General features: G+C 47.0%; 15 protein-coding genes. All 15 read left to right on the forward strand.

Annotation, left to right across the window (positions count from 1 at the left end; all coding sequences use genetic code 11):
* Positions 1-493 precede the first annotated feature (493 nt).
* The 15 genes from ACFTRD_RS24770 (at position 494) to ACFTRD_RS24840 (ending at position 13,850) form a co-directional block, all read left to right on the forward strand.
* Positions 494-1,600 carry an Ig-like domain-containing protein gene (locus tag ACFTRD_RS24770; RefSeq protein ID WP_379384679.1) on the forward strand — a complete coding sequence of 369 codons (1,107 nt, stop codon included), beginning with the start codon at positions 494-496 and terminating at the stop codon, positions 1,598-1,600.
* Between the two features lie 349 nt (positions 1,601-1,949).
* Positions 1,950-2,501, forward strand: coding sequence for a GrpB family protein (locus ACFTRD_RS24775; protein ID WP_379384681.1), 552 nt, complete (start codon positions 1,950-1,952; stop codon positions 2,499-2,501).
* Positions 2,488-2,907 (forward strand): ribosomal maturation YjgA family protein, encoded by a 420-nt coding sequence (locus ACFTRD_RS24780; RefSeq protein ID WP_379384683.1) that lies wholly within the window; start codon positions 2,488-2,490, stop codon positions 2,905-2,907. Before ACFTRD_RS24775 ends, ACFTRD_RS24780 begins: the two co-directional genes overlap by 14 nt.
* An 18-nt stretch (positions 2,908-2,925) precedes the next feature.
* Entirely contained in the window at positions 2,926-3,483 is a 558-nt protein-coding gene (locus ACFTRD_RS24785) for a GNAT family N-acetyltransferase (RefSeq protein ID WP_379384685.1), read from the forward strand.
* A gap of 51 nt (positions 3,484-3,534) precedes the next feature.
* A complete protein-coding gene (locus ACFTRD_RS24790; RefSeq protein ID WP_192262687.1) occupies positions 3,535-3,864 on the forward strand; it encodes a DUF952 domain-containing protein in 330 nt (109 codons plus the stop codon).
* Between the two features lie 33 nt (positions 3,865-3,897).
* A complete protein-coding gene (locus ACFTRD_RS24795; protein ID WP_379384687.1) occupies positions 3,898-4,488 on the forward strand; it encodes a DUF1572 family protein in 591 nt (196 codons plus the stop codon).
* Positions 4,485-5,078, forward strand: coding sequence for a histidine phosphatase family protein (locus tag ACFTRD_RS24800; RefSeq protein ID WP_379384689.1), 594 nt, complete (start codon positions 4,485-4,487; stop codon positions 5,076-5,078). The genes ACFTRD_RS24795 and ACFTRD_RS24800 overlap by 4 nt, the downstream gene beginning before the upstream one ends.
* Positions 5,039-5,911: a DUF2785 domain-containing protein gene (locus ACFTRD_RS24805; protein ID WP_379384691.1), complete on the forward strand. Its 873-nt coding sequence runs from the start codon at positions 5,039-5,041 to the stop codon at positions 5,909-5,911. Before ACFTRD_RS24800 ends, ACFTRD_RS24805 begins: the two co-directional genes overlap by 40 nt.
* A 39-nt stretch (positions 5,912-5,950) precedes the next feature.
* On the forward strand, positions 5,951-6,661 hold the full coding sequence (pxpB, locus tag ACFTRD_RS24810; RefSeq protein ID WP_379384693.1) for a 5-oxoprolinase subunit PxpB: 711 nt from the start codon (positions 5,951-5,953) through the stop codon (positions 6,659-6,661).
* Complete coding sequence (locus ACFTRD_RS24815; RefSeq protein ID WP_379384695.1) at positions 6,658-7,686, forward strand: 5-oxoprolinase subunit C family protein; 1,029 nt, start codon at positions 6,658-6,660, stop codon at positions 7,684-7,686. The genes pxpB and ACFTRD_RS24815 overlap by 4 nt, the downstream gene beginning before the upstream one ends.
* Positions 7,683-8,450, forward strand: coding sequence for a LamB/YcsF family protein (locus tag ACFTRD_RS24820; protein ID WP_379384697.1), 768 nt, complete (start codon positions 7,683-7,685; stop codon positions 8,448-8,450). The genes ACFTRD_RS24815 and ACFTRD_RS24820 overlap by 4 nt, the downstream gene beginning before the upstream one ends.
* Before the next feature lie 63 nt (positions 8,451-8,513).
* A complete protein-coding gene (locus ACFTRD_RS24825) occupies positions 8,514-8,972 on the forward strand; it encodes an NUDIX domain-containing protein (protein ID WP_379384699.1) in 459 nt (152 codons plus the stop codon).
* A 471-nt stretch (positions 8,973-9,443) separates the two neighbouring features.
* Positions 9,444-9,860 carry a pyridoxamine 5'-phosphate oxidase family protein gene (locus ACFTRD_RS24830; RefSeq protein ID WP_062322544.1) on the forward strand — a complete coding sequence of 139 codons (417 nt, stop codon included), beginning with the start codon at positions 9,444-9,446 and terminating at the stop codon, positions 9,858-9,860.
* Positions 9,861-10,335: 475 nt separating this feature from the next.
* Positions 10,336-12,594 carry a bifunctional 2',3'-cyclic-nucleotide 2'-phosphodiesterase/3'-nucleotidase gene (locus ACFTRD_RS24835; protein ID WP_379384701.1) on the forward strand — a complete coding sequence of 753 codons (2,259 nt, stop codon included), beginning with the start codon at positions 10,336-10,338 and terminating at the stop codon, positions 12,592-12,594.
* Between the two features lie 212 nt (positions 12,595-12,806).
* Positions 12,807-13,850 (forward strand): EAL domain-containing protein, encoded by a 1,044-nt coding sequence (locus ACFTRD_RS24840; protein WP_379384703.1) that lies wholly within the window; start codon positions 12,807-12,809, stop codon positions 13,848-13,850.
* Positions 13,851-14,015 lie beyond the last annotated feature (165 nt).

The following is a 14,015-nucleotide window of genomic DNA, read 5'->3' on the forward strand; positions in this document are numbered from 1 at the left end:
GACTTATGAGACATCCCTTTCTAGAGTTATTTAGTTCTAACGAAACGAGCACACACTATTCGCTCCAATTTTCACAGGTTTGAGTTATAACGAATCATAGAGACCTTATTTTGTCGATTGGGTCGATTTATAGCTTCTAACGCCATTTTATGATGGAATAACGTTATTGAGATTCGTTAAACGCTGCCGTCCTTGATCATCCACCTTTTAAGATGCGGCGGGTTCGTTAGCGCCAGGAGCGAGGAAGAAATCCCTGTTAAGACAGCTAGCCCAGTTGATTCTTTCCTGTATTTCAGGCGTTTCTATTCAATCCATAGTTCACCCCTATTCTTAACGTAGCTTCTATTAACAGTATTTCACAACTCCATCCAGGAAGATGTCGAATGTTCCTCTTATCCGAAATATTGCTCCTACATTATTCACTATCATGCAATACATTTCCGATATAATATAATAGGAGTAAAATAATGGATTATAGGAGATGAACATTGAGATGAATCGAATGAAAATAGCATTGCGTGGGATGCTCGCTTTGCTCATCGTATGCACGATGCTGGCTCCATCACTGGTCCAAGCAGCCACGGGTGATGTGACCTCCATCGAGATTACCAACAGCAGTCCGCAACAGATGAGTGTATCCCAGACAACTACGCTTCAAGTGATGGCGGTTATTGAAGGATTTGATAACAAGCAGGATGTTACGGAGGGCGTCACATGGTCCACAAGTAACGCAGCTGTCGTCACCATCGTAAAAGGCAAAGTGAAAGCTGTATCAGCGGGAGAAGCAACGATATACGCACAGGTAGATGGTGCGAAAGCGCAATTGCTTGTTAAGGTTCAGGATAAAATCAAAAGCATTACCGCTTCACCGAAATCCTATAATTTTGTTAAAGGCAGTGAGAGTGCTCTCCCTAAAGTAAGCATTAAGCGTGCGAACGGTAAGGAAGAAGACGTCACGTCTGAGATTGTATGGTCGGTATCGAGTGCTTCGGCGGTGCTGGAGAGTGGCAAAATTAAAGGGATTACGCCTGGCAGAGTGCTGCTGCAAGGCAAATATGGCTCAGTGACCGTTAAAGTTCCCGTAGCCATTACGGATGAGATTACCAAAGTCGAAGTGACACCTGCCGTCATGCAATTGAATATTAAGAAATCGAAGGCTTTGAAGGTGATCGGTACATATGCCAATGGGAAAACGATTAATCTTTCGAAACAGGTGACATGGACCTCTTCCAATAATAATGTTGCATCTGTCAAAAATGGGACAGTCAAAACACTGACCGAAGGACAAGCCACCTTGACAGGAACTTATCAAAATCAGACAATAAAGGCAGAGGTTACCGTCGTCCCTTTGCTCAAAAAGCTGATTGCAGGCCAGAAAAAACTGGTGTTATCACCGCAGGCAAGCACGACACTGAGTGTGATGGCGCAGTATGATACAGGCAAGACCACGGTCGTAACAAGCAGTGCCGTGTGGAGCAGCACCAAACCAAGTGTAGCTACAGTAACAGGTGGCAAGATTGTAGCCGTGGGTAAAGGCAAAACTTCCATCACCGCCAAGTGGGGCAACAAAAAAGTTACAATACCGGTAACGGTAAAATAAAGTTTTAACGATTGAAGCATATCAATTGAGGTATTTTCATCATCGTGAACAAAAACAGATGGGGCGTAGACATACGCCCCTTTTAGGTATAAAAAATTCTAGGATATAGAAGACAGATGCTTTAAACCAAAAAAAAGGCATTGGACGTGATGAAACTGAATTCTCCAATTATAAGCTCAGATAACAAACCCGATGGTTTGGTTTACATGAAATATCTTCTTCTTACCCTACTCTCGATACTGACACTGGGGATGATTGAGACAGTTGAGAACACGAAGAAACAAGCCCATTTGAAGTACCTTGAGAAATACCGACTGAAATGCAATCGCATAAAGGAGGAAGCATCTGAATGAGAGACCATCTGCAACCGGAAAATTGGCCTGCATGGGCAACAGAATCGGTACAGATTGTTGAGGCTAATCCCATGTGGGGCTCACAGGCTGAGGAAGAAATCCGCCAGCTCCGAGACCTTTTACAGCAGCTCAATATTCATAGATTCGAACATATCGGGAGCACGTCCATTCCGGGGTTGCCCGCCAAGCCCATCATTGATCTGATGGGAGAAGTGCAGTCATGGGATGACATGGAACGGATTGCCGATCAGCTGAATCCGGCCGACTGGAACTACGTTCCGCCTGAACTGGATGGTCGGGAATACAGACGATTCTGGGTCAGAGTGAAAGATGGCAAGAGAGTGGTACATCTTCATCTGATGCGTCCAGGAGAGGAACGTTGGGATCGCCAAATCCAGTTTCGGGATGTGCTGAGACGGCGCCCGGACCTGGTAGAGACCTACGCGACCTTGAAATCTAAGCTTGCTGATGAAAATAAGGACGACAGAGAAGCATATACCGCTGCCAAAACGGAATTTATTTTACAAGTTCTTGATGAAAGCATTTGATCCATTGATGACGTCGTTCTTCAAAGGCAGGCTGGTTTATTTCATCGCAGTTATCATAACCATGATGACAGGATTGGCTTCCAGACACTTTGGCGTGCTTTTGCCGGATTTTGTGCGGGAGCATTTCGGTGATGCCTTATGGGCAGGGATGATTTATTTTGGGGTACGCATGGTATGGATCAATCGCAGCAGAGAGTTGGCGATGATGGTGAGCCTGGTTTTTAGCTGGGCCGTCGAATGTTCACAAATGATTCAGACCCCTGGGCTAAACGAAGTACGTTCAACGGTGCTGGGTGCGCTTATTTTGGGACATGGATTTCTGGCGATGGATTTGCTGAGGTATGCTGTCGGCATTCTGTGTGTGTATGGGATTGATCGTTATTTCCTGAGAAATAAGAAGGCTTGATGATGGGGAGTGACTTACTTGAATATTGAGAAGCTTTTTGCGGAATCACCCGAGTTTGAGACAGAACGGTTGATACTGAGACGTATTACGCTCAACGACCTCGATGATTACTTTAGCTTTGCCTCCGATCCGAGAGTGAGTCAGCAAAGTTTGTGGAACTGCCATGAAACGATCGATGACTCCGTTCAATATATTCAGAGAGCTTTGGACAACTATGAGAAAAAAATGGTCTATATATGGGCCTTTGTTCTAGAGGAAACCGGAAAGCTGATCGGGCGAGGCGGCATTTTTCATCTGAATGAGTCCATGCAAAGTGCTGAACTGGGATACGCGATTGCCAGCAGTTGTTGGGGCAAAGGCCTCGCAGCAGAAGCGATGCAGCCGATTGTTGAATACTGTTTTCAGGAACTGGACTGCAATCGGCTGGAGGGGAAATGCAATGCAGGCAATATCGGATCTGCACGAGTGATGGAGAAGCTGGGCATGTCGGTTGAAGGTTTGCTGCGTAAACAGTTGAAGATCAAAGGTGTGTTTACGGATCAAAAATTGTACTCCCGTATCCGGGATGATCTATAATATTTCCAATGGTGTACAGATACATAGAAGAAATTTGAAGGAGGCGGAACAATGATCTACAGTATTATTTCCCAAGCGGTATGGGAGCAGGTATCCAAGCAGAGCGTATATGCACCGGATAGTCTGGAGACGGATGGTTTCATTCATTGTTCCACCAAAGAACAGATCCCATGGGTTGCAGCCCAATATTATCAGGGGCGTACGGATTTGCTATTGATTGGTATTGATGAGAAGGCCTTGAAGCCTGAGTTGGTGTATGAGGATCTCTATGAGTTGAATGAACTATTTCCACATATTTATGGTGAACTTAATCTGGATGCTGTACGAAAAGTGATTTCTTTTAAACCGAATGAGGATGGGACGTTTTCTTTTCCGGAATAAAGACATTTAACGAAGGGTTGTGAAGGCGTGGATATGAATCAGGTATTCCTGGATACAGCCGAGAAGCAATTTTTGTATTACAAGCAGCTTGGAGAGAAGGCCATGGAGCAACTGGAGTCGGAGCAACTATTTCAATCCTGGAATGAAGATACGAACAGCATTGCGGTTATTGTGAAGCATCTGTGGGGCAATATGCTGTCCCGTTGGACGGATGTGCTGACAAGCGATGGAGAGAAGCCGTGGCGTGAACGTGATGCCGAATTCGTGAATGAACTCTCGACCCGGGAAGAACTGCTCGCCAAATGGGAGGAAGGCTGGAACTGTCTGCTTGGAGCCCTTCGTTCTTTTACACCGGAGCAACTGTCTCATATCATATACATTCGCAATGAAGGGCATACCGTCATGGAAGCCGTTATTCGGCAATTAGCGCACTATCCCTATCATGTAGGGCAGATTATCCATACAGCCAAAATGCTCAAAGAAACTTCGTGGGACAGTCTTTCCATTCCGAAAAACGGTTCGGATCAATATAATGGTGGCAAATTTGCCAAACCGAAGACACGAAAACATTTTACAGATGATGAATTACGCATAGAAAAAGGTAAAGGTGAGGAACAGCAATGACACAGATCGCATTGATTCGCCATGGCAGTACGGCGTGGAATAAGGAAAAACGTTCCCAGGGACAGACGGATAATCCGCTGGATCAGGAAGGAAGAGAACAGGCGCTATTGCTTGCTGCAAGATTGAGTGAGGAAACGTGGGATGCCATCTATGCAAGTGACCTGGAGCGTGCAAGTGAGACGGCTCGTATCATTGGCGACCGTTTGGGCATTCAGGAAATTCATTTGGACCCGAGGTTACGTGAAATGGGCGGTGGACAGGTGGAAGGTACGACCGAAGCCGAGCGTCTAGCCCGGTGGGGAGCGAATTGGAGTAATCTGGACCTGGGCCGGGAGCTTGCGGATGCAGGTACGATTCGAGGGAGTGCCGCGATTGAAGATATTGTACGTCAGCATCCCCATGGTAGAGTGATTGTTGTCAGCCATGGCGCCATTCTTCGGAATACACTGCGAGGGCTAGTGCCCGAACTGGATGTGAGCGCAAAGCTGTCCAACACGTCGATCACCCGGATCTCTAAGGAAGCGGAGTCTTGGCAATGTGAGTTATATAATTGCAGCGTACATTTGGACTCCAACAAGGATTCGTTATAGATGGATGCTCTCTGGCACTCAAACAGAAATTACAGCATATTCAGTCGACTAATCTATCCGCCCAGGAAGTGGAACAGCCTTACCAATGGGCTATGCATATGATGCAGCATATTGGAAGTCCAGACCCGGTCCTGCGGGATGAACTGATCTATGTTATCTTTGCGACCTGGATTGGACAGGACATATTTTCGGAAGAACAGCTTAGGCAGCTGTTACAGATGGCGCTGGATGACCAGCACCTTTTTCATGGGATCGGAGAACAGGGGACAGACAGTGTGTTTACCCGTACCTTCTCCGTATTGTTACTGCCTCCAATTCTGAATGTGGATCGTCAGCGTTCCTTTCTGAAAAAGGAAGATATAGAAGTTATCCATCATCGGTTGACTGCGTATCTGGAGCTTGAAAAAGATGTTCGCGGCTATACCGATGATAAGGGCTGGGCGCACGCTCCGGCACACGCGGCAGATGCGGTTGAAGATCTGGCACAGTCGCCATATATGGAGCGGGGAGCTTTGCTGGGACTTTTGCATGCGCTCACGTTGAAAATAACCGAATCAGGTGTTGTCTACATTCATGATGAGGATCAGCGGATGGCCCATGCCGTGGTCACCATCCTTCGTCGCAATCTGCTGGAGCAAAGCGATATTGCATCGTGGATCGATTCACTGAATCCAAACGATAAGACGGAGGGGAAATCCCCTCTGGAGATCAGCCAGATGAGCCTGAATGTGCGCGTCTTTCTGCAGACGCTTTATCTGGCCATACGCACAGAAGAAGCAGAGCCCTTTCCGGCAGTTCGTTCACTTATATTGCAGGCTTTGGAGAAAAAATGATCAAGGGATTATAAACTTGTGCACGAGGAGGGAGATGGCATGACTGAACTGCCGTATTCATGGACTGAGGATTTGCTGTCTCCTCTGGGTGAGACAGGAGTTATGATCCGTTGTGGGAATACGATATCCGAGGCGGTGCACCGCAGGGTGATGTCTGTATGTGCTTTGCTGGAAAAGAGCCAACTGCCGGGCATCATCGAGTGGTTACCATCGTTTGCATCAGTCACGCTGTTCTATGATCCGTTGATCTCTCCGTACCATGAGGTATGCAGGATGCTGCTTCATGAGTTGAATAGGATGAAAGAAGCAACGTTGGTACAACCCAGAACCATCACGATTCCCGTATGTTATGGTGGTAAACTGGGCCCTGACCTGGATTATGTAGCTACTGAACATGGGCTTACGCCAGATGAAGTGATAGCCATTCACACATCCGGCGATTACCTGGTGCACATGATCGGGTTCGCACCGGGTTTTCCTTATCTGGGCGGATTATCGGAGAAGATCGCTACGCCCAGAAGAGCCACACCGCGGCTTTCGGTTGAAGCGGGTACGGTGGGCATTGGCGGCAAACAAACGGGAGTTTACCCGGTGGCGACTCCCGGCGGATGGCAATGTATCGGCCGCACGCCGCTGGCGTTATTTCGTCCGAAGGAAAATCCACCAAGCCTGCTTGCAGCGGGTGACCGGGTTCGTTTTGCATCGATATCACTTCAGGAGTATCTGGAACAAAAGGAGGGCGAACGATGAGTATCGAGGTCATTCGCCCAGGTCTGTTATCCACCGTCCAGGATGAAGGGAGAACGGGCTTTCGCCAATATGGGGTACATCCGGGCGGGGTTATGGATACATTTGCAGCCAGAGCAGCCAATGTACTGATTGGTAATTTCCTTGATGCGGCTGTGCTTGAGATAACGTTGACGGGACCAGAGCTTCGTTTCCATGAAAATCGGCTGATCTCTTTATGTGGTGCGGATCTGTCGGCTACTGTGGATGGCCAACCTGTTCCGCTATGGCGTCCGGTCGTATTGCTTGCTGGAAGTGTGCTGAGATTTGGACGATGCCGTTCCGGCTTGCGGACCTATATGGCGATTGCTGGTGGGATTGCAGTACCTGAGATCATGGGCAGTCGAAGCACGGATCTTAAGACAGGCTTCGGTGGGATTGAAGGGCGTGCCTTGAAGGAGGGAGACAGGTTGTTTGCGGGAGAAGTTTCTCTTGAAGCGCAAGCGACGTTACATGGATTGAGCTTGCTCGCTGAAAAGAACAACCGGCGGATCGAAGCACCTGGCTGGTACTTGTCCAGCAATGAGTGGCCCGCATACCAGACTGACCCTGTCATTCGTGTTATGCCAGGCAAAGACAGTGCAGCGTTTGATGAAAGTAGCCTGGAACGATTCTATAAGGAGCGATATGTGATCTCTCCCCAATCGGATCGGATGGGGTATCGACTGAAGGGTACGAAGCTGGAACTCCGTCAGCCGCTGGAGCGGTTATCTGAAGCCGTCACTTATGGCACGGTCCAGGTGCCAGCGGATGGTCAGCCGATCCTATTGATGGCCGATCATCAGACCATTGGGGGTTATCCTGTGATTGCACAGGTGGCCCGAGTGGATTTGCCGATACTGGCACAGGCAGGGCCAGGGGCGCGGGTTACCTTTGAACGGATTACATATGAAGAAGCACAGCAACTATTCCTGGAGCAGGAGTTGAATTGGAGACTGACTGTTCGGCTCGTTCGCGGGAGATTGGCAGAAATGGGGGATCATCAATGAATACGGTGGATATCAATTGTGATCTCGGCGAAAGTTACGGGGTGTATCGAATGGCTTCGGATGAGGCGATTCTGCCGCTGATCACATCAGCCAACATCGCTTGTGGATTCCATGCGGGTGACCCGACAACGATGCGTCAAACGGTGCAGCAAGCCATGGAACATCAGGTCGCTATCGGCGCCCATCCCGGTCTGGCGGATTTGCAGGGCTTTGGCAGAAGACGTATGGACATTACCCCACAGGAAGCCTATGACATGGTGGTATATCAGATTGGCGCGCTGGATGCTTTTGTCCGTTCATGCGGGGGGCGCATGCATCATGTGAAGCCTCACGGAGCTTTGTATAATATGGCTGCTGAGGACAATCAGCTCGCTGAGGCCATCGCCGAGGCCATCTATAAGGTACAACCGGATTTGTATCTCTATGGTCTGGCCGGAAGTGCAATGATACAGGCAGCAGATCGTATTGGACTGCGAAGTGTGAGTGAGGTTTTTGCAGATCGAACCTATGGACCTGATGGGAAGCTAACACCACGCAGTAAGCCCGGGGCTGTCATTCAGCAGACGGAACAAGCTCTTGCTCAAGTGCTGCGGATGGTGAAAGAGGGAATCGTTGTGTCCACGGAAGGTACACTTGTACCCATAAAGGCTGAGACGATCTGTATCCACGGTGACGGAGCTCACGCACTTGCGTTTGCTCAAGAGATACGCACGTTGCTTGAATCTCAGGGAGTTACACTGTCTGCGCCTGGAATTGCTAGATGACTGCTACAGGAACCGAGGGCCAGAGGTCGAACTATACGAGTTTGTAAGGAGTGAAATCAGAGCATGAAACCGATACGTAATTCGGCGAAGGCTGTTATTGTACAGGATGGGCGTTTGCTGGTGATCCGGTTGGAGGATCAATATGGTGACGCTTATGTTTTCCCTGGCGGAGGACAGGAGAAAGGCGAAGAACTCAAGGATGCCGTTGCCCGTGAATGTCTGGAGGAGATTGGCCAGGCGGTGACTGTGGGAGAATTGCTGCATATCCGGGAATATATCGGAAAAAACCATGAATTTGCCGAGTGGGATGCCGATGTTCATCAGGTTGAATTTTATTTTGAATGCAAGTTGATTGATCCGATAGCTACAATCTTTGAAGGCTCGAACCCGGACGACCATCAGGTAGCCGTAGAATGGATTCCTCTTGAAGAGTTATCCCAGGTTCGTTTGTATCCAAAAACCATTGGTGAGTTATTGCGAAATGAGGGTTCTTCACGCATTTACCTTGGGGATTTGAACTAAAATCAGTCAAAAGTAAATAAAGGCATGTTCTTTTATGCAAACATTTATATAAATAAATTACCAGAACTGTCACGTTTACGAACGGGTTCATGGATTCACCACAGGTGAGGCGGGTACACTATAAGTACAGGCTTATATACAACATCTTAATATAAGCGGAACGAAGAGTTACACGGCAACGGAGCGGATAAAACATAAAGAAGCGAAACCTGCAAAGTTGAGGCGTGACAGGTTTCTGTTTGAACTTTAGCTTACCCACTCCTCAATTTTGGAAGAACTGTAGACGTAGTGAAGGGGACGGAATCGATTCTGAAGAAGCGTAGCGTGCGCCTTTATCCCCGGATTTTATCCTATGAAATAGGATTTCAAAAAAAATCTGGGGATAACAGCGATCGAAAGAACGATCCGTACCCGTAACGGCCGCCTACAAGATTCTTCAAACATATCCCCCAAACTGAAAGGAGCATTTCCATGAACCAGACTGAATTGGAACAAAATATTGTAAAAGCATTGGAAAACAACCCTTTTTGCAGTTTCTCCACAGTGGAGAATGGTAAACCGAAATCCCGCTATATGGCGCTGTTCAACGATGGAATGAACATTCATCTGGCGACTAATCGCCGTACACACAAGGTGGAGGAACTGGAGAATAATCCCCACGTCAGCCTTTTGCTTGGTTATGAAGCGGGTGGCTCCAAGGAAGTGGTCGAGATTGAAGGAACATGCGAAGTGACAAAAAATGAAGGACTGCGCGAGCAGGTATGGAATGATGAGCTGAAGGCATGGTTTGACGGCCCAAACGATCCGAACTACGTCATTTTGGACATTACACCAAGTCGGATTGAATATACGGGCAAAGATCATGAGCATCACGTGTGGGAGCAGTAAAATCCAACTCATGAACATCTCCTTTCCGAAGTGAAAGGCAGCGTTGACGATTCAGAAAAGACATATCAAACCGTGGATGCCAGAAGGCTTCACGGTTTTTCGACATGGATTAAGCTGAAATGGATATGGATGTCAGCCGTATGTAATATACGTTTTTAACAGCGTGTGTAAAGTGTTTTCATCCAAAAACATGCAAAACATGTCGAAATCACGCATGATAGCGTAAACTCAAGCTGGTATGTGCGGATAACGTAAAAATAATGCTTTTCAATGGTTGGACATTGCGTTATGATTTGGAATGTAAACGGTACGCACAGATATGAATAGATGTTCATGTGAGATAAACTAACCTGGAATTTTGATGTGTATGATCAGAGAGCCGGTACGAACAACCCATGAGATCTACCTTTATTTCTGCGCTTATTCGTTTGCTTACTAATGCATGATTCAATGTACATAACCGGGAGGGGTTATTTTGAGAAAGAGTAAAAAAGTATTATCGAGCCTAACTGCCGCTTTGGTTGCATTAAACGTGCTTGCGGTATTTCCGGTACCTGTATCGGCTGCGGACGCTACCAAAGTTAAATTGCGGATCATGGAAACAACGGACATTCATGACAACCTGATTAACTATGACTACTATTCCGACAAAGAGACAGACCAGTATGGTCTGGCGAAGACGGCTACGCTGATCAAAAAAGCCCGTGATGAAGCAAAGAACAGCCTGCTGTTCGACAACGGTGACCTGATCCAGGGTAACCCGCTCGGGGATTATGTAGCGAAGATTGATCCACTCAAAAAGGGTGAAACTCACCCTGTATATAAAGCGATGAATCTGCTTGATTATGATGCAGGGAACATCGGTAACCATGAGTTTAACTATGGTTTGGATTTCCTCGACATGACGCTGGAAGGTGCGAACTTCCCTTACATTAATGCCAACGTATATGTAGATGACGGCGATGACGATGAGACGAATGACAAGAACTATTTTACTCCGTATAAAATTTTGGACAAAAAAGTTACCGACGAGAGTGGCAAAGAGCATACGATCAAGGTGGGTGTCATCGGATTTGTACCGCCACAAGTCATGCAGTGGGACAGCGCTAATCTGGAAGGCAAAGTCATTGCCAAGGACATTATCGCTACTGCGAAAAAATTCATTCCACAAATGAAAGCTGAAGGTGCCGACATTATTGTGGCTATTCCTCACTCCGGTTTTGAAGATATTCCGCAAACGGATCTGATGGAGAACTCGGTATTGTACCTGAGCCAAGTTGAAGGTATTAACGCCATCCTGTTCGGACATGCCCACAAAGTATTCCCGAGCGCTGATTTTGCGGGTAAAAAAGGTGTAGACCTTGAAAAAGGTACAATTAATGGTGTTCCTTCCGTTGAACCAGGCTTCTGGGGAGACCACCTTGGTATTATCGATCTGGAACTCGAGCAGGTAGATGGCAAATGGAAAGTGGTAGACTCCGCAGTGGAGGCACGCCCAATCTATGATACAGCCAACAAAAAAGCGCTGGTAGATGCGGATAAAGAGATCGTTGATGCTGTTCATGACGAGCATGAAGGTACTCTTAAGTATGTACGTGGTCCAGTTGGTGAAACGACAGCTCCTATCAACAGCTTCTTTGCACTGGTTCAGGATGATCCATCCATTCAAATCGTAACGAATGCACAGAAGTGGTATGTTGAAAAACAGATGCAAGGAACAGAATATGAAGGTATACCTGTATTGTCTGCAGGAGCTCCGTTCAAAGCAGGTGGACGTTCAGGAGCTTCGTATTACACGAATATTCCTAAAGGAACAATTGCCATCAAAAACGTAGCTGACTTGTACGTGTATCCAAATACGGTACATGCTGTTATGGTTAACGGCGCTGAGCTGAAAGAATGGCTGGAATGGTCTGCAGGTCAATTCAACCAGATCGACCCGGCAAAAGGCGGACAACAACAGCTCGTCAATATGGACTTCCCAACGTATAACTTTGATGTTATCGATGGAGTTACGTACCAAATTGATGTAACTCAACCAGCCAAGTACGATGGCAAAGCAACTGTCGTCAATGCATCGGCGAGTCGGATCAAAGACCTGAGCTTTAATGGCAAACCGGTTGATCCAGCACAAAAATTCATTGTGGCAACGAATAACTATCGTGCTTCTTCGTCCAAATTGGCTAACCCGGACGGTAAACGTATCGTCTTGGCTGCACCGGATGAGAACCGTCAAGTGATCATTGATTACATCCGTGAGAACAAAACGATTAACCCGACAGCAGACGGCAACTGGTCGCTTGCACCGATCAAGCCTTCTGCAGGTGTAACTGCAGCAGCGCTTAACGATCTTGAAGTGGTGTTCGCGTCTTCCCCGGATGCCAAAGCACTGGTAGAGGCGAACCCGGCGATGTCCTTCATTGGTACGAACAAAGATGGTTTTGCTGAGTATGGCTTGAAATTGACAGGAGAAGCCACAACGACTCCAGAAACGGGTACGGAGCCTGCTCCAACGCCTACAAAGCCGGACCCAACTCCAACTAAACCTACAACCAAGCCGCAACCTGAGAAACCAACAGGCGGCAAAGTGGTATATGTGGTGAAAAAAGGGGATAACCTTTACCGTATCGGTCTGAAATATGGTGTCGACTGGCGCAAGCTGGTTTCCGCAAACCAAATTACAAATGTGCACAATCTTAAAGTTGGACAGAAAATCGTAATTCCCGCTTCTTAAGATCTTTAGCGGTAAATGAAGACCGACAGTCATCAGACTGTCGGTCTTTTTCATCCTATGCGGATACGTTAAAGCATCAGTAACCGTCATAGTTGAAGTCATCAAAACAGTAGAGATAAATTTCAATGCCCATGCTATAATATTTACAAACTTTGGGTATATACCAGTAAACATTAATGAGATGGAATCACAAACTGGCAAGGGGGTTCTACATGAATTGCAGTGGATGCAGTCCAATTCATCCTATAGAGGATCAAGGTACCCTGTATATGCGTCCCATCTCCCCCGCTTTGCTGGATGCACTGCAAATGCAGGGAAGACATGTCGAACATTCGGATGAACTCGTCTGGATGCATTTTTTGAATCTGGAATCTGTACAGGGGTGTATAGAGGATATTTTGAAAATTGAGGCGACTCTGCTGGATAGGCTAATGGTCCAGATCACTCCGCTGCATGGTCAGGTAGATGATGACAGCTGGATTAGCCCCTCCATGCAGGAGTCCCGTTTTAAGCATGCAGATCTGGTTTCCATTATCCTGGAACATCAATTCAGCAGTTATATGCAGCCGATCGTAGATGCATCGGAGAAGATTATCGGATTTGAATTTTTACTTCGTCCTGCCGATCATGGTAGATTCTTCAGTGCATATGAATTATTTGAAGTTGCACGGGATACCGGCTTGCATTCTTTTCTGGATCGGACAGCACGTATTGCTGCCATTGAGACGAGTGCCGTTCTTTTACCGCAGGGTGTCAAACGGTTCGTAAATTTCCTGCCTTCTTCCATCTATAACCCCGAATATTGCCTGACACATACGTTTAAAGCGATTGAACGCCTTTCGCTCGACCCTAAGGATTTTGTATTTGAAGTGGTGGAAACGGAACAGATTCAGCAAATGTCCATCTTGCAGCATATCTTTGAGGTGTATCGCTCTCATGGAATGTCGGTTGCCTTGGATGATGTGGGTGCCGGCTTCTCGACAATTGAATTAATGAACCGGTTGGAACCGGATTTTGTCAAAATAGATCGGAGTCTCATTGATCGTTGTGATCATGATTTGACCAAACAACAGCAAATTATCGATATTGTTGAGATGTCGCGCCGATTTGGCGGGCGGGTACTTGCGGAAGGTATCGAACGAATCGAGGAGTTTGAATTCTGTCGTTCTGTAGGGATCGGCCTGGCGCAAGGGTATTACTTTGGAAAGCCGTCGGCATATCCGCCACAAGGACCCTATGGAAAAACCTCTGCCTGATACATACAGTAAAATATCGTTAAACCGAACAAGCCACTTTGCGTTATGAGAGTGGTTTGTTTGACATGCCATGCTAATATTTCACACAAATAAATATGCTCTTCCAGCCGATATATAAGATAGGCCTTCAGATTACATTGATGTCTATATGACACCTGATTATTC

This window comes from Paenibacillus sp. NPDC056933, from assembly GCF_042674385.1.
GTDB lineage: Bacteria > Bacillota > Bacilli > Paenibacillales > Paenibacillaceae > Paenibacillus.

What these genes read in the sequence shown, in the direction of transcription:
- ACFTRD_RS24770 (WP_379384679.1), top strand. Translation starts at nt 494, where the DNA reads ATGAATCGAATGAAAATAGCATTGCGTGGGATGCTCGCTTTGCTCATC.
- ACFTRD_RS24775 (WP_379384681.1), top strand. Translation starts at nt 1,950, where the DNA reads ATGAGAGACCATCTGCAACCGGAAAATTGGCCTGCATGGGCAACAGAA.
- ACFTRD_RS24780 (WP_379384683.1), top strand. Translation starts at nt 2,488, where the DNA reads ATGAAAGCATTTGATCCATTGATGACGTCGTTCTTCAAAGGCAGGCTG.
- ACFTRD_RS24790 (WP_192262687.1), top strand. Translation starts at nt 3,535, where the DNA reads ATGATCTACAGTATTATTTCCCAAGCGGTATGGGAGCAGGTATCCAAG.
- ACFTRD_RS24795 (WP_379384687.1), top strand. Translation starts at nt 3,898, where the DNA reads ATGAATCAGGTATTCCTGGATACAGCCGAGAAGCAATTTTTGTATTAC.
- ACFTRD_RS24800 (WP_379384689.1), top strand. Translation starts at nt 4,485, where the DNA reads ATGACACAGATCGCATTGATTCGCCATGGCAGTACGGCGTGGAATAAG.
- pxpB (WP_379384693.1), top strand. Translation starts at nt 5,951, where the DNA reads ATGACTGAACTGCCGTATTCATGGACTGAGGATTTGCTGTCTCCTCTG.
- ACFTRD_RS24815 (WP_379384695.1), top strand. Translation starts at nt 6,658, where the DNA reads ATGAGTATCGAGGTCATTCGCCCAGGTCTGTTATCCACCGTCCAGGAT.
- ACFTRD_RS24820 (WP_379384697.1), top strand. Translation starts at nt 7,683, where the DNA reads ATGAATACGGTGGATATCAATTGTGATCTCGGCGAAAGTTACGGGGTG.
- ACFTRD_RS24825 (WP_379384699.1), top strand. Translation starts at nt 8,514, where the DNA reads ATGAAACCGATACGTAATTCGGCGAAGGCTGTTATTGTACAGGATGGG.
- ACFTRD_RS24830 (WP_062322544.1), top strand. Translation starts at nt 9,444, where the DNA reads ATGAACCAGACTGAATTGGAACAAAATATTGTAAAAGCATTGGAAAAC.
- ACFTRD_RS24840 (WP_379384703.1), top strand. Translation starts at nt 12,807, where the DNA reads ATGAATTGCAGTGGATGCAGTCCAATTCATCCTATAGAGGATCAAGGT.